Here is a 19,233-nt window from a genome sequence, read left to right as displayed (position 1 = left end):
TGTCCATCGATAATTGAATAACTTAGCATTATGAAAATAGATAATCTAGAGCAAGGATATTACGGTATAGGGATTATGAACGGTAAAACCCCAGAAAACCTAGGTGTTTTATGGCGCACAGCTCAAAATCTAGGGGCTAATTTTATTTTTACAATCGGCAAACGTTATGCAAAGCAAGCTTGTGACACGCATAATGCAGTAGGTGCTATTCCTTATTTTCATTACAAAACTTTTCAAGATTTCCAGACTCATCTACCTAAAGGAGCGATGCTCATAGGAATAGAACTCACCGATGATGCCATCGCATTAGAAGAGTTTAAACATCCACGTAATTGTGTTTATCTATTGGGTGCAGAAGATCATGGTTTACCAAATACAGCTTTAGAAAAGTCGCAACATATTATAAAATTTAATACTCCTAAAAGCCTTAACGTAGCGGTCGCCGGTAGTATCATTATGTATGATCGCAGTGTGAAAGGAACCAGCATTTACATTGATGGTAAGGCTATTTAAATATAAAAACGATAAACAAATATGAATAATCAATTAAAATACTATCAAGAATCTGGAAAATATCATGCGCCTAGTTTACTCCTAAGCGTTCTTGCAGTCGTATTCTTATCATTAGTATTGGGATATGTTTACAGCGCCATTAATTACATCAGTCCAATTATTTATATCAATGTATTATTAGTCATCGGTCTAGGAATTGTAATGGGATACACCGTGTTAGTATTATGTAAGCTCAGTAAGGTAAGTAACTATAAAATTAGAATGGGGCTTGCTATTTTTATGGGGCTTTTAACCTTATACTTTCAGTGGACAGCTTATCTAGGGTTTTTAGTCTTTGATGGATTACCAGACATAAGCTGGTATTTAGGTTCTTTAGGGTGGCTTTTCTATAATTCTTTAGAAAAAGAACTGTTTTTTGAATTGTATCAATACGGAGCTTACGAAGTTTTTAGAACTCAAGTAACAGATTATGCTTTATTGTTCATTTGGCTTATTGAAGCGGGAATTATTATCGCCACTCCTATTCTAGCGGTTCTTAGATACGTTCCCTTACCTATCTCTAACCAATACAATAAATTTTATGACCAATACACCTTACATAAAGATTTTAGGTCGATAGGCTCTGGTGATCTGGCAGCAGCACAGATTCAATCTAATCCCCTTGAGGTTTTAAGAGATTTTGAGAAAGGAAAAGCAAACCGACATAGTAAATTCAAAATTTACTACTTGCCTGAAGAAAATAAACAGTACCTAAAAGCTGAAAACGTATCGGTACAACCTAGAAACGAGAGCAAAACCGAAATAGACGTCATTATCAAATATTTGGAGATTACTACATCACAAGCAAAAGATATTCTAGCGGAATTTACTCATGACAAAAATGGCTTTCAATTATTGTAACCTTACTTTTTAAAACGAACAAAGCCGTTAAGAATACTTCCTAACGGCTTTGTTTATAAGGTGTAAGCTATTACTTGATACCTAAATCTGCTTTTACATCATTAGTTAGGTCATAACCATCTGCCATGATGATTCCTGTTCCTGTAGTAGAATCAAGAACGTAGTCAAAGCCTTTTGCACGAGCAACTTTAAAGATAGACTCTCTTACTTGCTTGTATAATGGCTTTAAAAGGTCTGTTCTTTTTTGACCCATTGCCTTTTGAGAGTTTTGGTAGTACTCTTCTAATTTCTTTTGACCTTCTGCAAGCTCAGCAAGTACTCTTTCATTTTCTTCTTGACTTCTATTAGGAGCTGCCTCTTGTGCTGTCTGATATCTAGTCTTAAGTTCTTTGTCCATAGCGGTTAACTTAGTTTCATAAGTTTTTGCTAGGTTTCTCAACTGCTTGTCTGCAGCGATAGCACTAGGCATAGATTCCACAAGCTCTTGAGAAGCTACGTGACATACTTTTGTAGGTTGCGCATCTTGTGCAAAGCCCATCTGGACTCCTGCTATAATGAATGTAAATGCTGCTATTAGGGTTTTTACTTGTTTCATTTTATTTTTAATTATAATCAATTTTATTCTTCTTTTTATTTTTTGAGGGCTGCAAATATAAGAAGTTCCTATATCATTCTCCGTCTGGATCATTCTTCTTCTCGCGTGCAGCTTTCTTAGCTTCTATCTCGGCTTTTCTTTTTTCTCTTGCTGCATCTCTTACCGCTTGTATGCTGTCCTTTTTACGCTTACGGTCTGCCATTAACTTATCTCTACGCTCTTTGTAAGCAGCAGCCTTTGCTGCTCTTGCCGAGTCTCTCTTTCTCTTTGCCTCATTACGAGCAGCATCACGTTCTGAAATAGCCTGTTGTATTTCTTCTTTCTTATCTTCTTTGGCTTGTTCCTTAGCTTCTTTCTCTTCAGCTTCCACTACAGATAAATATGGCTCATCTTTTTCGGCTACTCCATCTTTTTCGGCTTGTTTGCGTTCTCTAGATTTTTGTTTTCCTGTTCTACCTATTGCTCTTAGAACTTGATCACTGATGTCATGACGCTCAGCACTATAAAGCATTGCCATTTCTGAACTGTCTACGACGTAATCGTATTTCTTCTGACTACCTATCTTTTGTATTTCATTAAAAACCTGATCTTGGACAGGCTGGATCAACTGTTGCTTTTGTAACAAGAAGTCCCCTTGAGCACCGAATCTTTTTTGCTGGTATTCGGCCAGCTCTTGCTGCTTAAGAGCGATATCCTCTTCTTTTTCTTCAATAAGCTCCTTTGTAAGCAATACTTTTTCATTTTGAAGCGCTGCCTTCATTTGAGAAATCTCGTTTGCCATCTGGTCGATCTCCTGCTTCCATTTTTGCATTTTTTGATCGAGTTGTTTTGAAGCCTCTTGATATTCTGGCACACTCTCAAGAATGTACTCCATATCTATGTAAGCTACTCTTATTCCTCTTTGCGCTTTCGCGAAAGCGAAACTAAAAACAGCTACTATGCTTAAAATTAAAATCTTATTTTTCATAAGCTTATTGTTTATTGAAATAATCATGCCATAATTAAAACTGCTGACCGATTATAAAGTGAACATTCCAGCCACTAGGATCTGTTGTAGCCGCGTTAGGTACTGCATCAAATCCATACCCAAAATCTACCCCTAATAATCCAAAGGCTGGCATAAATATACGCATTCCTGCTCCAGCAGATCGCTGAACGTCAAATGGGTTATAATTTCTGAATCGATCATAAGATCCTGCAGCCTCTGCAAATGTAAGTACATAAATAGATGCCGCTTGCTCTAATGAAATAGGATAACGTAATTCCATAGAGAACTTATTGTATACGGTATCTCCATCTCCACTAGTTGTTAATGCACTGTTATCATATCCTCTCATTCTAATAATATCACGACCATCCAAAGAAAATGCTCCTAACCCATCACCTCCTACGAAGAAACGCTCAAATGGCACAAGACCTCGATCGTTATTATAGGCTCCTAAGAATCCAAATTCAGATTTAGTTTGAAGGATTAATTTATCATACAGCTGCGTGTACCAAGTTCCTTCAAACTTGACCTTATAAAATTCTAGAAATCTAAATCGCTCTTGATCAATCTTTCCTAAGTCTGCAACACCATTAGTTTGAAAATCTGGATTATCTTCTATATTCTCATAGTCTACTCCATTCCATAAAGAGTACGGCAAGGTCATTTTAGCGGTAATCGAAAATGAAGAACCATAAGTAGGGAAAATAGGGTTGACACCTACGTTGTTACGACTCAAACCTACGGTATATGCTAAGTTGTTAGAAAAACCATTAGGGAAGTTAAATAATTGACTTTGAAAGTTTTTCAAGTTATAATGCTGAAATGAAATCGCTTGAGAAAACTGAAAGTATTGATCTGGCCATTCTAATCTTTTTGCTAGTCCGATTGTTCCACCAGTAATTAGAAAACGCTGATTTCTATCTACTTCTCTAAAGTTTTGCTGGTTCACACGAAATTGTTCACTGTGAGAAAAAGATACGTTAAACGATACCGGTTTTTTACCTCCTAACCACGGCTCTGTAAAGTTCAAGCTATAGGTTCTAAAAATAGTACTTGCCTGCGCACGTATGGCTAGAGTTTGCCCATCTCCCATAGGGACTGGCTCATAAGCTTCTCCATTAAAAATGTTACGTAAAGAGAAGTTGTTGAATCGCAGTCCTAATGTACCGACAAATCCTCCACCACCATAACCACCTTGTAGCTCTATCTGGCTGGCACCTGCTTCTACAAGTTCGTAATCTACATCTACCGTTCCTTCTTCTTGGTTTACATTAGTCAACTGCGGATTGATCTTTTGAGCATCAAAAAATCCTAATTGACCTACCTCACGAATTGAATTAATGATTTTCTGTCTGGAATATCTTTCTCCTGGAGAGGTTCTGATAGCTCTGTAAATCACGTGATCGTTTGTTCTTGTATTACCACTTACACTTATATTGTTGAAATATGCCTCTTTCCCTTCTACAATTCTGATTTCAAAATCAATAGTGTCATTTTGCACACGAGTCTCTACAGCATTTACATTTGAAAATAAGTAACCACTGTTTTGATATAAGTTAGTTAAATCATCAGAATCTGGATCTTCAGGATTGCTGATACGTTCATCAAATGCAACTCCATTATAAACATCTCCTTTTTCTATTTTGAAGAGTCTTTTTAATTGCTCGTCTGTATAAACGGTGTTACCGATAAATTTAATATCACCAAAGTAATATTTTCTTCCTTCTTCAACATCAATGTTTAACGCAATGGTTTTATCGCTTTCCTTAATTAAAGTATCTGATAACACACGAGCGTCACGGTAACCGTTTTCTTTATAAGCATCAACAACAGACTCTAAGTCTTCTTGAAAATCTTCCTCTACGTATTTAGATCTTTTAAATACTCTAAAGATATTTTTCTTCTTAGTATTTGACATAGCACCTCGCAATTGTTTATCAGAAAGTTTTTCATTTCCATCGAAGGTGATATCTGATATTTTGACTTTTTTACCACGGTCAATATCGATCTTCATGTTAACGATATTAGCACCTGTTGTATCGGGAATCACTCTTGTTTTTACCTTAGCATCTGCATAAAGAAATCCTTTATTGCGGTATTTATCCTCAATAAATGATCTAGTGGTAGTTATCAGGTTTTCAGTAGCTTTTCTACCTTTGGTAAGCTTCAACTCTTCCTTAAGAGTTTTGATTTGCCCTTTGCGTAGACCTTCTATAGTTACATTATTAAGGTTGGGTACTTCAATGATATTGATCTCTAAATTAATGGTATCAATAATATCGTCATCTGGATCACCGATGATCTCAGTGGCAAAAATCCTAATATCACTAAAGAGTTTTAAGTCCCACATTTTCTTTACTACTTGGCTCAAGCGCTCTCCAGGAACAAAAACTTCTTCTCCCTTACGCAAGCCAGTAAATGCAATCACTGTATTTTCATTATAGGTTTGACTACCAGTTACGGTTATCTCTCCTATTTTATATTTAGTAGCGTCACCTATTGCTAGATCACCTTGATTATCTTGGGCTTTAATGGATGTGCTTAAACCTAAACACAATATAAATAGCAGCGCGTTTGCTAACTTTTTTGTCATTCTATAATTGTTCACTTGTTTTACCAAACCTTCTTTCTCTATCTTGATAATTATGTATGGCTTCCATCAGATGTTCTTTTCTGAAGTCTGGCCATAGCACTTCTGTAAAATATAATTCGGCATAAGCAATTTGCCATAAAAGAAAATTACTTATCCTTTGTTCTCCACTTGTACGTATTAACAAATCAACATCTGGCATATAACTCGTATACAAATGTTTATTAATTATGTCAGTATCAATTTGGTCTATTTCTAGTGAGCCGTCTTTTACCTGACTCGCTACTTGTTTAATTACTGTGATTAATTCTTCTCTTGAGCCATAACTTAATGCAAGCGTAAGATTCATGCGATCATTATCCTTTGTAAGCTCTATTACCTCTGCAAGTTCTCGTTGTGCTTTTTTAGGTAGCAGATCTAATCTACCTATTGCTTTAAGCGAAACATTATTTTCTTCTAAAGTAGGAAGTTCTTTCCTGAGACTAGAAACCAGTATTCTCATTAAAGTATCTATCTCTAGCTTGGGTCTTTTCCAGTTTTCTGTACTGAAAGCATAAAGAGTAATGTGCTCTACTCCTAAATCCGCACAAACCTTGACTGTTTGACGTATTGCTTTTGCACCTTTTTCATGACCGCGCACTCTCATCAACCCTTGCTTCTTAGCCCATCTACCATTACCGTCCATAATGATGGCAATATGTTTCGGTATTTTTTTAAGGTCAAGTAGTTCTTTTGCCATATTTAAAAATTACAATAACAAGGCTTACGACCAAAGGTATAAGTAAGTGTAACGCCACTAAACATGTACCAGTCATTGTTATTAATATTACCAAATCTCAAACTGTCAAAATCCATATCGCCGTCTGGATTACTTCCATCTAAATTATCGGTAAAAGTATATCGTGCACCTACCTCAGCAGCGAGAATCAGTTTAGGTGTGATATTTGCCTTTATACCAAAAACTATTGGGATCGCAATATCGATGGAATTATCATACTCTTCCAACTCATTTGTGTTATTTAGTGCAAACGAACTATAACTAAAACCTGTTAAGCCAGTATACAAATAAGGCACAAACTGAGGTCTTCCTGAGTACAAATCCCAATCCCAAAAAGTATATTCTATCCCTAAGCTCGCCTCTATTAAGGAGTAATTATACTTTAATCCTCTTAGGTCTCTAGAAATATCGTCACTATCGTTATCATCTCCTACCATGTTTGCCGCGATAATACTGGCTCTAAAACTATGCCTCGTACTGCGATTCCATTTAAAAATACCGCCTACGGCCATATCCTTAAACTGTATATATTGAGTACTACCTACATCTCCTATTACATTAGATGTACCAGCAAAGATTCCTACTTCATAGGTTTGCGCTTTCGCGAAAGCGAAACTTAAAAAAACTAATAAAATAAATAATGACCGCATGGAAATTTTAAAACGTGCAAATATAACAATTCTCTTTACCCAGCATGAGGTTTACATGCTCGATTGTAGTATTGAAAACAAGTAAAGGCTGATTTTATTGTTTAATTGCGTTTATCTTCTCCCCAAAGAAGTTTTTCTCTTATGGTTTTAATAAAACTCTGACCTTGCAGCTCTACGAGATCAATAGTGAAATCTGCTTTTTTAAGAGTGAGAATAGTTTCATTAGGATAGGATGCAATACGATTATCTAAGGAAGTAAGAAACTCCTCTTCCCTACCACTTACTTTGATTATTATTTCAGTATGATCTGGTATTACAAGTGGTCTTGCATTGAGGTTATGTGGAGCAATAGGTGTAATAACAAATGCTGTAGTATCTGGAGATATAACAGGACCACCACAACTTAAACTATAACCAGTAGAACCGGTAGGTGTAGAAATTATTAATCCATCTGCCCAATAACTAGTTAACAGTTCATTATTGAGTCGTGTCTCAATCTGAATCATACTTGTTGTATTCATCCTGCTTACTGTCACCTCGTTAAGAGCAAAGTTATGCGGCGAGTTATGATGCTCTCCAACCGAAGAACTGAGCGTAATCAAGCTACGTTTGCTAAGAGTATAAGAACCCTTATATAACGCATCAATAGCTTCTGTAAGTTTATCTTTATTTAACGTAGCGAGAAATCCTAGCCTGCCGGTATTGATTCCTATAACAGGTATATTCACTTTACCGATGTAAGCTACAGCTCTGAGAACAGTTCCATCACCGCCTAGACTGATGAGTAAATCATAAGATTTATCTAATGTATGAAAAGATTTTAATTGCATAGCAATGTTCTCTTCCTTCAACAACTCATGAAAACTAGATTCTATAAGTGTCTCGCATCCTTTTTTTTGGAGCAAATGAATTAACTCTTTACAAGTATTAACCGTATCATCGTGCAAATACTGCCCATAAATAGCGATCTTTTTCATCTATATGTTTAAGTATTTATTCAAATAGTCAGAGCGTTCTTTTAAGGTATCCAAATAGGAATCTTCTTCTGCTGCGCTTACAATTTCATAGCTGTACCTTCTAAAAGTTTGCAGCACTCCATTTAAGTTTTGTGGACTAAGCTTAAGGGTTATCTCAGTTAAATGATCTTTATGAGCACTTATAAAACAACCAAACATTTTAGAATCGTTAGACTCCACAATTTGAGCTATTTCACTAAAACTATAATCTGTATTCCCTTTTTGAACCACAACAACAGCTCCAGATTCATACATAAAAGGAGCGTCATTGAACAACTCCATAATATCTTTAAGCTCGTAATAACCTAGATATTTATTATCCTGACTTAAAACTGGCATAATATTACTTTGATGCTGCGCAAAAGCTTCTAATACATCTAACCAGTGCGTATTCTCCTTTACAAAAAAGGAGTTGTAAGAATACTTAACTGTTTCTAAAACTTGATCGGACTCAAAGCAATGAGCATCATTTTCTGAAAGACATCCTACGTAGATATCGTCTTCTACAATAGGTAGATGAGAATAAGTGAGCTGAGAGAAAATTTCTTGAGCTCTCGATATTTGAGATGAAATGACTAAAGGCTCTACATCATTAATAATGAACTGATGAATATTCATGAATGCAATTTTTATTGCAAATTAATCAATTCTTGACTTATGCCTCTGTTGAATTCCTTCGTATTTTTGAAAATAAAAAGATATTATGGCGATTTTAAGTGTAAATGTCAACAAAATAGCTACCCTACGTAATTCTAGAGGTGGCGATGTTCCTAATCTTTTAAAGGTTGCGATAGATTTAGAAAGATTCGGTGCTCAAGGTATTACCATTCATCCTAGGCCTGACGAACGTCACATCAAATATCAAGATGCAAGAGACCTTAAAAAGGTAGTACAAACCGAACTTAATATAGAAGGAAACCCTATTGAAAGTTTTATCAAACTTGTAGACGAAGTGAAGCCCGCTCAGGTAACCTTAGTGCCTGATGGGCCAGATGCACTTACTTCTAATGCAGGCTGGGATACTTTAAAGCACAAAGATTTCCTTTCTGACATCGTTAAACATTTTAAAGATCAAGGTATACGCACTAGTATATTTGTTGATCCAGTTATAGCGATAATTGAAGGCGCTGCAAAAACAGGTGTAGATCGTATTGAATTATATACCGAAGATTTTGCTAGCAATTACAGCAGCGATAAAGAAGCCGCAATACAACCTTATATTCTTGCTGCCCAAAAAGCAAACGAGTTAGGTTTAGGGATCAACGCTGGGCACGATCTATCACTAGAAAACATTCAATATTTTAATAAGCAAATACCTAACTTATTAGAAGTCTCTATAGGTCATGCATTGATATCAGAGAGTTTGTACCTAGGTTTAGAAAACGTTGTTAATATGTATAAAGCAAAATTAGTGTAATGCTACATTCAATTATTTTAGGAGAAGGACAACCTTTTCTCATCCTTCACGGATTTCTAGGAATGGCAGACAATTGGAAAACCTTAGGGCGCAAATGGAGTGAAATGGACTTCCAAGTGCACCTTATAGACCAGCGCAATCATGGTCGTAGCCTTCACAGTGATACGTTTGATTATGCAATCATGGCTCAAGATATAAAAGAATATTGCGATGCACATCAATTAGAAAATATCGTCCTTTTAGGCCATAGTATGGGTGGGAAAGTAGCGATGCAATTTGCGAGTCTCTACAGTTCCTATCTAGAAAAGCTAATCATTGCAGACATTGCCCCTAAAGAGTACGCACCACACCACAGTGACATTATAAATGGTTTACGTAGTATTAATTTTGATCAAGTCTCTTCTCGCAATGATGCCGATGAAATGCTAGAAAAAGTGATTCCAGATTTTGGCACACGTCAGTTTTTATTAAAAAGCTTATACCGAGTAGATAAAAAGAAGTATGGATGGAGGTTCAATTTAAAAGTTCTTGGTGACGCTCAAGATCGAGTAGGAACACATCAAAAAATTGAAAACCAAATCACTACTCCTACTCTTTTCATAAGAGGCGGCAATTCTGGATATATTTTAGATAACGATTTAATGGTTATTGAGCACGCTTTCGCGAAAGCGGAATTAAAAACCATTGAAGGTGCTGGACACTGGCTTCATGCAGAGAAACCTCAAGAATTTTTAACAATTGTTACGAATTTCATAAAATAACAGTTGTTATGCAAGCATAATAATAACGAAAACGCTTGCGTAATATGAATTAAATATTAAATTTGACGCATATAAACCTTATATATACCTCAAAACCTTGATTATGAATAAAATAAAAGTTTTTGTTGTGCTCTGTTTGATTTCTACATTTGCATATGCTGGTGGTTATCGTGTTAGTACACAAAGTAACAAGCAATTAGCTATGGGACACACTGGTGTTGCCGTTGTTAACAGTGCAGACATCCTATTCTTCAACCCAGCTGGAATCGTTCATTTAGAAAATAAATTGAACATAAGTGCAGGAGGATTTGGTGTTTTTTCTGATGTAAAATTTCAAAATGAAGACTTCGGAACTTTTTCTGAAACAGACAGCCCGACAGGAACACCTGTTTATTTATATGCTACGTACAAAGTAACTGAGGATTTTGCAGTTGGTTTAGGTGTTTACACACCTTATGGAAGTAATGTAACCTGGCCTACAGACTGGTCTGGTTCACACTTAGTAAACGAGATCGAATTGAGTGCTATCTTTATACAGCCTACTTTATCTTATCAATTATTTGATAGTGTTAGTATAGGTGGTGGACCTATCCTTGCTATAGGAGGTGTTTCTTTTAATAGAAACGCCAGTAGGACACTTACTGATGAGGAAGGTAATCGTTCTAATATAGGCATTGAAGATTCTGGTGTAACCGCATGGGGATGGAGTGCAGGAATAATGTTTACGCCTACAGATAAGTTTACCTTAGGATTTAACTACCGTTCTTTAATTGATATTGAAAGTACTGAAGGAACAGCAACTTTTTCTAATTTTCCTAATAGCTCACTAACTCCTTCTAATGGTCAAACAAGTTTTACAGCAACATTGCCTCTTCCTGCTGAACTTACCTTAGGTGTTAGTTACAAACTACTAGATGATAAATTACTTCTTGCTTTTGATTACAACAGAGCTTTATGGAGTGAGTACAACAGTCTTGATCTAGAATTCGGAAATGGCGCAACTTCTATTAATCCTAGAAACTATAAAGATGCTTCTACTTATAGATTTGGAGCTCAATATGCGGCAACTGATAAATTAACGGTGAGAGCTGGTTATTACTTTGATGAGTCTCCAGTACAATCAGGCTATTTTGCGCCAGAAACTCCTCGTAACGATTCTGACGGATATACATTTGGTTTATCATATTTAGTAACTCCTAAGTTATCTATAGATGGTTCATTACTTTTCTTACAGTTCCAAGAAGTAACAGAATCTTATGACTTTTACTTTGATACAGGTTCTCCTGTGGCTGCTCCTTTTGAAGGAACTTACAAGTCGTCAGCATTTATTGCCGGATTAGGTCTAACTTATAGCATGTAAAAAATTAAAAAGATGAAAAAATTAAATATAAAATTAATAGCTCTCTTTCTGGCAAGTGTTGCCGTAGTGAGTTGTGACGAAGAGTTTGAGAATTCAATAGAAGATGGTGGAGTTTACACCTCTGGAGAAGCAGACTTTACTAAATATGTTACTGTTGGAAACTCGCTAACTGCTGGTTATGCTGATGGTGCTCTATATTTAGACGGGCAGTTAAATTCATACCCAAACATTATTGCAGGTCAAATGCAACTTGCTGGAGGCGGAGAATTCAATCAACCGTTAGTAAATGACAATACAGGTGGCTTGCTAGCTGCTGGTGTTCAAATTTTGCCTAACAAATTTGTATTGGCTTCAGACGGCATGGGTAACCCTGCAGGACCTGCTGTTTTTACAGGTGCAGCACCTACAACTGATATTACAAATAAAGTAACTGGACCTTTAAATAATTTTGGAGTCCCAGGTGCACGAGTATTTCACCTTGCTGCGCCTAATTATGGTTCTCTTGCAGGAGTAGCAGTAGGTAGTGCAAACCCTTATTATGCTCGTTTTTCTAGCTCAGAATCTTCAACAGTAATAGGTGATGCTGCTGCCGCTGATGGATCGTTCTTTACTTTATGGATAGGTAATAACGATATTTTAGGATATGCTACTAATGGTGGCGATGGTGTAGATAACAATGAGACAGGAAATGTAAATCCTGCCACTCAAGGAAATAATAGTATTACAAACAACAATGTTTTCGGTGGTGTATATCAACAACTAGTTGCTGGGCTTACTGCTAATGGCGCCAAAGGTGCATTAGTTAACATTCCTGATGTAACTTCTATTCCGTTTTTTACAACAGTTCCTTTTGCTCCGTTAAGTCCTGCAAATCCATCTTTTGGTCCACAAATACCTGCATTAAACGCACAATTTGCTCCATTAAATCAAGCTTTTGCATTCTTAGGTGTTCCAGAAAGAGCTATCACATTTTCAAGTACTGGCGCAAGCGCAGTAGTTATTAGAGATGAATCTTTAACTGATTTATCTGCTCAACTGACACAGGTTCTTATAGGTGGTGGAGTTCCTGCACCTACTGCAACTTTATTTGGACAGCAGTTTGGTCAGGCAAGACAAGCTAATGCAAATGATCTTTTAACTTTTACAAGTCAAACAGTTATAGGTGAACTAAACGCTACTCGTTTTGCACAACTAACAGGAGCTGGATTAGATGCTGCAACAGCTGGACAACTTTCTGTAAATGGTGTAACTTTCCCTTTAGAAGACAGATGGGTTCTTACTCCAGATGAGCAAAACAGAATAAGCGCTGCTCAAACAGCTTACAACTCTACAATCGAAGCACTTGCAATAGCAAACGATCTTGCCTTTGTAGATGCACGTAGTGCTCTAGCAGAAGTTGCATCAACTGGTGTGCCATTCAACGGTGGAGTTTTAACTTCTACTTACGCTACTGGTGGTGGTTTTTCTCTTGATGGTGTTCACCCTACAGCTAGAGGTTATGCCTTTACTGCAAATGTGATCATTGAAGCTATTAATAGTAAATATGGTTCTACACTTCCTACGGTAGATATAGGAGCATACTCTACCATTCAATTGAGTGATCAAGTTCAATAATTAAGAACTAATTCAATATTAAATCTGCTATGGAGTTATCTATAGCAGATTTTTTTATTTTTACATAAAATCGTCGCGATGAAATTTATAATCAAATTACTTATTACAGCAGCTCTTGTAATGGGACTTTCTGAAATCTTACCAGGGATTGAAACTTCTAATTACGTAAACGCAATCTTAGTAGCCTTATCATTATCTATACTTAATTTTATAGTGAGGCCTATTTTGGTTGTGCTCACGTTCCCAATCACAATAGTTACTCTAGGATTATTCCTTCTCGTTATAAATGTCATCATTCTTTATATGGCAGACTGGTTAGTATCTGGATTTGATGTGAATAGCTTTTTCTGGGCCTTAATATTTTCATTGCTCTTGGCATTTGCAAGATCGGTACTTTTCAAGATGCTAGATAAGGAAGAACGATAAATTAAGGATTAACTTTTAAATGGACTCAAAACCAGAAACTATCTTCAACATCACAATCAAATTATAACAATAAACGACTCAAAAAGGAACAGCCTTTAATCACTTTGATAGCAAGCAAATAAAGACTAATTTTGCAAGCCAATTTTAAAAGTAATTAAAAGTCTTTCAATGAACATTAAACGTACTGACATTGACGCGCTTAACGCGACTCTTACACTTGAAATCACAAAAGAAGATTATCAAGAAAAAGTAGATAAGATCTTAGCAGACTACCGCAAGACAGCAAATATTCCAGGTTTTAGAAAAGGACACATTCCAGCTAGTCTTATTCGTAAAAAATACCGTACTCCAGTATTAGTAGAAGAGATCAATAAAATGATCCAAGAAAAACTCAACTCCTATATTACAGAAGAGGACTTGAACCTACTTGGAAATCCATTGCCTAAAGCTCAAGAAGAAATAGACTGGGGAAAAGATGATTTTATTTTTGAATTTGAAATAGGTCTTGCACCAGATTTTGAAGTTGATGTAAAAGGTAAAAAAGCCATTACTCAATACGAGATTAAAACAGATGATAAAACCATCAACGATCAAATAGATCGCATACGTGAGAACTATGGTAAACTGATCGCAAAGAAAGAAGTTGCAGAAGGTGACGAAGTTACTGGTGTTTTTAGAAATGATGAAGAAGAAATCAATGTAGATGCTACCTTCTCAACCTCTAAGATCAAAGGAAAGTCTAACTTAAAGAAGTTTGTAGGTGCTAAAGTAGGAGACACTTTAGAACTTAAAACTAAAGGCCTTTTTAACGAAGACCACGATCTTGCTAGCAGCCTGAAAATTGAGCACGATAAAGCCAAAGATCTTAACGTTTCTGTTCAGTTTGAAATTACTGAAGTAAATGAACGTGAGAAAGCAGAGCTTAATCAAGAGTTTTACGATAAACTATTCGGTCCAGGAGCCGTAAATAGTGAAGAAGAACTTAAAGAAAAGTTGCGTGAAGATGCTGGAAAGCAATTTGCACAGCAAACTGATCAAAAACTTCTAACTGACGTTACAGAATCTTTAATTGAAAACACAAAATTTGATTTACCTGCCGATTTCCTTAAAAAATGGATCGCAAACAATGGTGAAAACGAATTAACCGAAGAAGAAGCTGCTGCAGAATACGAGCGCTCTGAAAAAGGGTTGCGTTACCAGTTGATAGAATCTAATATCGTTAAGAATAATGAAGACCTTCAACTTAAATTTGAAGACCTTCAAGACTATTCCCGCACCATGATCAAAGCACAAATGGCACAATACGGTCATACTGACGCTACTGATGAAGAAGTAGATCAAGTAGTTGCTCGTATCATGAGCAACCAAGAGGAAGTAAAGCGTATGAGCGAGCAACTTCAAAATGAAAAAATGTTGAAGTTTTTCAAAGAAAACGCAAAGCTTAAAAAGAAAGAATTAACCTATGAAGAGTTCATTAAAGAAGCTTACGACGCTTAAAATAATGACCTCATTCTATTGATTGTGTTATTGCAACAATAGATAATAAATCTAAAAATTGCATCTCGCAGTTTTAAAATGTTCTTCCCTTTGGGAAGGAATAAGTATAGGCTATCTTTAGGCGTTGACTTTTTTATCAATTAGTTAACGCCTTTTTAGATCAATAAAAAGTAATATTACCAAATGGATATAGCTAAAGAATTTGAAAAATTTGCCGTAAAAGATCAAGGAGTAAACTCCATGTATTACGATAAAATAATGGGTAGCATGTACCCAACTAACTTGACTCCTAACATCATAGAAGAACGCCAGATGAATGTTCTTGCTATGGATGTTTTCTCTCGTTTAATGATGGATCGCATCATTTTTATGGGAACTGGAGTAAATGATCAAGTAGCAAACATTATACAAGCGCAGTTGCTCTTTCTAGAAAGTGCAGATGCTAATAAAGACATTCAGATATATATCAATTCGCCAGGTGGTAGCGTTTACGCAGGACTAGGCATCTACGATACGATGCAGTTTATCAAACCAGACGTTGCAACTATTTGTACCGGTATGGCTGCAAGTATGGGCGCAGTTTTATTATGTGCTGGAGCAGATGGTAAACGTAGTGCTTTACCTCATAGTCGTGTCATGATACATCAAGTTTCTAGTGGAGCGCAAGGTCAGGCAAGCGATATAGAAATTACCGCTCGCGAGGTAGTGAAGCTTAGAGAAGAATTATATACCATCATTGCAAAGCATTCTAAACAAACTTATGATAAAGTCTATGCAGATTCTGATCGTGATTACTGGATGAAGGCAGACGAGGCTAAGGAGTACGGAATGATTGATGAAGTATTGAGAAGAGATTAATATAATGATCTCGCTTTCGCGAAAGCGGAAACACAACAAATAAAAGTAGTAAATTCTAACAATTAAGAATACTACCTACTTTAATCGGTGTTCACTTGGACATCAAAACAAAGATATGAGTAAAGAACAACTAGAATGTAGCTTTTGTGGCCGCAATAAAGCAGAGACTAATTTGCTTATCGCAGGACTAGACGCACATATTTGTGATCGTTGTATAGAGCAAGCACATGGTATTGTGCTGGAAGATACAAACGTTGATAAAGCTGGAGTTTCTAAAGAAGAATTAGACCTTAAAAAGCCTAAAGCAATAAAGGCTTTTCTTGATGAATATATCATAGGTCAAGAGTTTACAAAAAAGGTAATGTCAGTTGCCGTGTACAATCACTACAAAAGACTGCTTCAAAAAGATACCGATGATGATGTTGAGATTCAAAAATCTAACATCATGATGGTAGGGCAAACGGGAACAGGAAAAACACTCATCGCAAAAACCATTGCGAGAATGTTAAACGTACCGCTTGCAATAGTAGACGCTACCGTTCTTACAGAGGCTGGTTATGTAGGAGAAGATGTGGAAAGTATTCTTACCAGATTGCTACAAGCCGCAGACTATAACCTAGAAAAAGCGCAAACAGGAATCGTTTTTATAGATGAGGTAGATAAAATCGCTCGTAAAAGCGATAATCCATCTATCACAAGAGACGTGTCTGGAGAAGGTGTACAGCAAGGTTTACTTAAATTATTAGAAGGAACCGTTGTAAATGTGCCGCCCAAAGGTGGTCGTAAGCATCCTGATCAAAAGTTTATTGAAGTAAATACAGAGAACATCTTGTTTATTGCTGGTGGAGCTTTTGACGGTATTGAAAAAGTAATACGTAAAAGGTTAAACATGCAAGCAGTAGGTTTTAGTGCCAGTATGTCTAACGATGGAGTCGTTCAAAAAGACAACTTACTTCAGTACATTATTCCTAAAGACGTAAAAGACTTTGGGATGATTCCTGAAATAATAGGTCGTTTACCTGTATTAACTTACATGAATCCTCTCGATGCAGGAACTCTAAGAGCCATACTTACAGAGCCTAAAAATGCTATTATTAAACAGTATCAAAAACTGTTTGATATGGACGACATAGCGTTCACTATTACCGACGAGGCACTTACTTATATCGTAGAAAAAGCGATTGAGTACAAACTAGGAGCTCGTGGTTTACGCTCGTTATGTGAAGCCATTTTAACTGATGCGATGTTTGACATGCCTGGTGGAAATGACAAAGAACTGGTCGTTACTGCAGAGTATGCCGCTTCTAAATTAAATAAGAGCGCTATTCAAAAGCTTAAAGCGGTGAGTTAATTGACATCAGAGAATAAACCATTATATCAATCCTTGCAAAACACTTTGCAGGGATTCTTTTTGCCTTTATTATAGTGTAGCAATATTGATAATTCACTTCCAATGATTAATACACCATTTTCCAATTGGTTTTTTATAAACTAATCCAATTAATATATCAATTTGAAACAATCATCTTAAATTGCAACCGTTAAATCAACAGATGAAAAAGAACTTATTATATATAACTATAGCTTTATGTATTGCATTGACCTTAATTCAATGCGCTAAAAGAGGCTCACCTACTGGTGGTCCTGTAGATGAAGAGCCGCCAGTTATTTTGAGGATATTTCCTGACAATTATACTAGAAATTTCAAGAAACAGATCATAGAGATCGAGTTTGACGAGTTTGTAAAATTAAATGACTTACAAAAACAACTGGTCATCTCTCCACCTTTAAAGTCGCGCCCTATAATTTCCCCTCAAGGAAGTCCGTCTAAAAAAATTACTATAGAAATTACGGACACTTTACAAGACAACACTACGTATGTCCTCAATTTTGGGGAAAGTATTGTAGATAATAATGAGACTAATCCTTATCCATTTTTCAAGTATGTTTTTAGTACTGGTGAAGTGATCGATTCATTAACCTTAAAAGGCAAAGTTACAGACGCGCTAGATTTTGAAACCGACGATTTTATAAGCGTCATGCTTTATGAAATCAATGAAGAATATACAGACAGCATCATTTATAAAGAAGCGCCTCGATATGTGTTGAACACCTTAGACAGCCTTACTACATTTACTATGGAAAACCTTAAAGAAGGAACTTATAAAATGGTGGCGCTTAAAGAAGAAAATAGCGACTTGCGTTTTGATCCCAACAGGGATAAAATCGGTTTTATATCTGAAGACATTATCATCCCTACTGATCAACAATACGAAATCAGAATGTATCAACAAGAAGCTGATTCTGAAATCAAAAAAATTACTCAGCAAGCTGCTTCCCGACTATATTTAGCATATACTGGTAACGTAGACAGTCTTCAAGTAACCCCTTTTGATGCCTCACTTATTGAAAAGAGCAGGATAACTAAATTAGAGAAAAAAGACACACTACAATATTGGTACCGTCCAGCGATAAAGGAAGATTCTATCATCATGATCGCACAGCTTAATAATGAAAAGCCGGAAGAATTTAATGTACGACTCAAAGAAATGGAAAAGGATAGCTTGACCGTAAAGAAAGAAGCTGCTTTTTCATTACGTACTCCAGCGAGCATTTCTACCTCTACTCCAGTTGTTTCTATTAATGATAAATTAATCACCCTTATAAAAAAAGACAGTACTTCAGTAGCATTTACAACCGTACTTGACAGTTTAAATAACAAAGTCATATTTGACTTTGATCGAGAAGAAGATCAACGCTATAAAATGACCTTATTCCCTGGAGCAGTTACAGATTTTTATGGAGCACTTAATACTGATACATTAAACTATGATTATGCGACTAAAAAAACTAACACTTTAGGAAACATAAGTGTAAAATTAAACGGCGGCACTTCTTTTCCGATCATCATTCAAGTTGTCAAAAAAGATTTAAGTGTCGTTGCAGAGCAGTCAGTCACAAAGAATGAAACCTATGACTTCTTTTATTTAGATCCAGGAGATTATTATTTGAGAATAGTATATGATACAAATGGAAATGGAAAGTATGACGCTGGTAACTTTTTAGAAAACAGGCAGCCTGAAAAGGTAGAATACTTCCCAGAAGTAGTACAACTACAGGCCAACTGGGATAGGAATTACACTTTTAATTTGTGATGCTATACTAATCTTTAAAAGCATCGCCTCTTAAATGGATTAGAACTATTTCTAATTGAAATAGAAACACTTAATTTATGGTAAACAAAAATCCCAAACCGATAGAAATCGATTT

General features: G+C 36.1%; 18 protein-coding genes. 11 read left to right on the top strand and 7 right to left on the bottom strand.

Annotated features, from left to right (window positions below):
• Positions 1-30: 30 nt before the first annotated feature.
• The gene (locus tag DDD_RS07735; RefSeq protein ID WP_015362254.1) at positions 31-513 is read left to right on the top strand and encodes an RNA methyltransferase; all 483 of its coding nucleotides are present in this window, start codon (positions 31-33) and stop codon (positions 511-513) included.
• 21 nt (positions 514-534) lie between these two features.
• The gene (locus tag DDD_RS07730) at positions 535-1,413 is read left to right on the top strand and encodes a hypothetical protein (protein ID WP_015362253.1); all 879 of its coding nucleotides are present in this window, start codon (positions 535-537) and stop codon (positions 1,411-1,413) included.
• 70 nt (positions 1,414-1,483) lie between these two features.
• On the opposite strand, the gene DDD_RS07725 is transcribed toward DDD_RS07730, so the two are convergent.
• The 7 genes from DDD_RS07725 to DDD_RS07695 form a co-directional block, all read right to left on the bottom strand.
• Positions 1,484-2,008: an OmpH family outer membrane protein gene (locus DDD_RS07725; RefSeq protein WP_015362252.1), complete on the bottom strand. Its 525-nt coding sequence runs from the start codon at positions 2,006-2,008 to the stop codon at positions 1,484-1,486.
• 73 nt (positions 2,009-2,081) lie between these two features.
• Complete coding sequence (locus DDD_RS07720; RefSeq protein ID WP_015362251.1) at positions 2,082-2,975, bottom strand: OmpH family outer membrane protein; 894 nt, start codon at positions 2,973-2,975, stop codon at positions 2,082-2,084.
• A gap of 34 nt (positions 2,976-3,009) precedes the next feature.
• Entirely contained in the window at positions 3,010-5,589 is a 2,580-nt protein-coding gene (gene bamA, locus DDD_RS07715; RefSeq protein WP_015362250.1) for an outer membrane protein assembly factor BamA, read from the bottom strand.
• Position 5,590: 1 nt separating this feature from the next.
• On the bottom strand, positions 5,591-6,325 hold the full coding sequence (locus tag DDD_RS07710) for an isoprenyl transferase (protein WP_015362249.1): 735 nt from the start codon (positions 6,323-6,325) through the stop codon (positions 5,591-5,593).
• A gap of 2 nt (positions 6,326-6,327) precedes the next feature.
• On the bottom strand, positions 6,328-7,014 hold the full coding sequence (gene porG / locus DDD_RS07705) for a type IX secretion system protein PorG (protein WP_015362248.1): 687 nt from the start codon (positions 7,012-7,014) through the stop codon (positions 6,328-6,330).
• A gap of 101 nt (positions 7,015-7,115) precedes the next feature.
• Positions 7,116-7,991: an NAD kinase gene (locus tag DDD_RS07700; RefSeq protein WP_015362247.1), complete on the bottom strand. Its 876-nt coding sequence runs from the start codon at positions 7,989-7,991 to the stop codon at positions 7,116-7,118.
• Positions 7,992-8,648 (bottom strand): CBS domain-containing protein, encoded by a 657-nt coding sequence (locus DDD_RS07695; protein WP_015362246.1) that lies wholly within the window; start codon positions 8,646-8,648, stop codon positions 7,992-7,994.
• Between the two features lie 85 nt (positions 8,649-8,733).
• Here DDD_RS07695 and DDD_RS07690 point away from each other — a divergent pair, with 85 nt between their 5' ends.
• From DDD_RS07690 to DDD_RS07650, 9 genes are all read left to right on the top strand, one after another.
• Positions 8,734-9,447, top strand: coding sequence for a pyridoxine 5'-phosphate synthase (locus tag DDD_RS07690; protein ID WP_015362245.1), 714 nt, complete (start codon positions 8,734-8,736; stop codon positions 9,445-9,447).
• On the top strand, positions 9,447-10,208 hold the full coding sequence (locus DDD_RS07685) for an alpha/beta fold hydrolase (protein WP_015362244.1): 762 nt from the start codon (positions 9,447-9,449) through the stop codon (positions 10,206-10,208). Before DDD_RS07690 ends, DDD_RS07685 begins: the two co-directional genes overlap by 1 nt.
• Positions 10,209-10,311: 103 nt before the next feature.
• Positions 10,312-11,568 carry an OmpP1/FadL family transporter gene (locus DDD_RS07680; protein ID WP_015362243.1) on the top strand — a complete coding sequence of 419 codons (1,257 nt, stop codon included), beginning with the start codon at positions 10,312-10,314 and terminating at the stop codon, positions 11,566-11,568.
• A gap of 12 nt (positions 11,569-11,580) precedes the next feature.
• Positions 11,581-13,182: an SGNH/GDSL hydrolase family protein gene (locus tag DDD_RS07675; protein WP_015362242.1), complete on the top strand. Its 1,602-nt coding sequence runs from the start codon at positions 11,581-11,583 to the stop codon at positions 13,180-13,182.
• Between the two features lie 78 nt (positions 13,183-13,260).
• On the top strand, positions 13,261-13,608 hold the full coding sequence (locus tag DDD_RS07670) for a phage holin family protein (protein ID WP_015362241.1): 348 nt from the start codon (positions 13,261-13,263) through the stop codon (positions 13,606-13,608).
• Between the two features lie 168 nt (positions 13,609-13,776).
• Positions 13,777-15,105, top strand: coding sequence for a trigger factor (gene tig, locus DDD_RS07665; RefSeq protein WP_015362240.1), 1,329 nt, complete (start codon positions 13,777-13,779; stop codon positions 15,103-15,105).
• Positions 15,106-15,288: 183 nt separating this feature from the next.
• Positions 15,289-15,963 (top strand): ATP-dependent Clp endopeptidase proteolytic subunit ClpP, encoded by a 675-nt coding sequence (gene clpP, locus DDD_RS07660; RefSeq protein WP_015362239.1) that lies wholly within the window; start codon positions 15,289-15,291, stop codon positions 15,961-15,963.
• A gap of 115 nt (positions 15,964-16,078) precedes the next feature.
• Positions 16,079-17,314: an ATP-dependent Clp protease ATP-binding subunit ClpX gene (gene clpX, locus DDD_RS07655; protein ID WP_015362238.1), complete on the top strand. Its 1,236-nt coding sequence runs from the start codon at positions 16,079-16,081 to the stop codon at positions 17,312-17,314.
• Positions 17,315-17,516: 202 nt separating this feature from the next.
• Positions 17,517-19,118, top strand: coding sequence for an Ig-like domain-containing protein (locus tag DDD_RS07650; RefSeq protein ID WP_015362237.1), 1,602 nt, complete (start codon positions 17,517-17,519; stop codon positions 19,116-19,118).
• Positions 19,119-19,233 lie beyond the last annotated feature (115 nt).

The sequence above is a fragment of the Nonlabens dokdonensis DSW-6 genome, assembly GCF_000332115.1.
Classification (GTDB): Bacteria; Bacteroidota; Bacteroidia; order Flavobacteriales; family Flavobacteriaceae; genus Nonlabens; species Nonlabens dokdonensis.
This window is presented reverse-complemented; position numbering and strand designations above follow the sequence as displayed.

Excerpts from the sequence above, each read along its gene's own strand:
- DDD_RS07725 (WP_015362252.1), bottom strand. The coding sequence starts at position 2,008 with ATGAAACAAGTAAAAACCCTAATAGCAGCATTTACATTCATTATAGCA.
- DDD_RS07695 (WP_015362246.1), bottom strand. The coding sequence starts at position 8,648 with ATGAATATTCATCAGTTCATTATTAATGATGTAGAGCCTTTAGTCATT.
- bamA (WP_015362250.1), bottom strand. The coding sequence starts at position 5,589 with ATGACAAAAAAGTTAGCAAACGCGCTGCTATTTATATTGTGTTTAGGT.
- DDD_RS07710 (WP_015362249.1), bottom strand. The coding sequence starts at position 6,325 with ATGGCAAAAGAACTACTTGACCTTAAAAAAATACCGAAACATATTGCC.
- DDD_RS07680 (WP_015362243.1), top strand. The coding sequence starts at position 10,312 with ATGAATAAAATAAAAGTTTTTGTTGTGCTCTGTTTGATTTCTACATTT.
- DDD_RS07690 (WP_015362245.1), top strand. The coding sequence starts at position 8,734 with ATGGCGATTTTAAGTGTAAATGTCAACAAAATAGCTACCCTACGTAAT.
- DDD_RS07730 (WP_015362253.1), top strand. The coding sequence starts at position 535 with ATGAATAATCAATTAAAATACTATCAAGAATCTGGAAAATATCATGCG.
- tig (WP_015362240.1), top strand. The coding sequence starts at position 13,777 with ATGAACATTAAACGTACTGACATTGACGCGCTTAACGCGACTCTTACA.
- DDD_RS07675 (WP_015362242.1), top strand. The coding sequence starts at position 11,581 with ATGAAAAAATTAAATATAAAATTAATAGCTCTCTTTCTGGCAAGTGTT.
- porG (WP_015362248.1), bottom strand. The coding sequence starts at position 7,014 with ATGCGGTCATTATTTATTTTATTAGTTTTTTTAAGTTTCGCTTTCGCG.
- DDD_RS07685 (WP_015362244.1), top strand. The coding sequence starts at position 9,447 with ATGCTACATTCAATTATTTTAGGAGAAGGACAACCTTTTCTCATCCTT.
- DDD_RS07670 (WP_015362241.1), top strand. The coding sequence starts at position 13,261 with ATGAAATTTATAATCAAATTACTTATTACAGCAGCTCTTGTAATGGGA.
- clpP (WP_015362239.1), top strand. The coding sequence starts at position 15,289 with ATGGATATAGCTAAAGAATTTGAAAAATTTGCCGTAAAAGATCAAGGA.
- DDD_RS07720 (WP_015362251.1), bottom strand. The coding sequence starts at position 2,975 with ATGAAAAATAAGATTTTAATTTTAAGCATAGTAGCTGTTTTTAGTTTC.
- DDD_RS07700 (WP_015362247.1), bottom strand. The coding sequence starts at position 7,991 with ATGAAAAAGATCGCTATTTATGGGCAGTATTTGCACGATGATACGGTT.
- DDD_RS07735 (WP_015362254.1), top strand. The coding sequence starts at position 31 with ATGAAAATAGATAATCTAGAGCAAGGATATTACGGTATAGGGATTATG.
- DDD_RS07650 (WP_015362237.1), top strand. The coding sequence starts at position 17,517 with ATGAAAAAGAACTTATTATATATAACTATAGCTTTATGTATTGCATTG.
- clpX (WP_015362238.1), top strand. The coding sequence starts at position 16,079 with ATGAGTAAAGAACAACTAGAATGTAGCTTTTGTGGCCGCAATAAAGCA.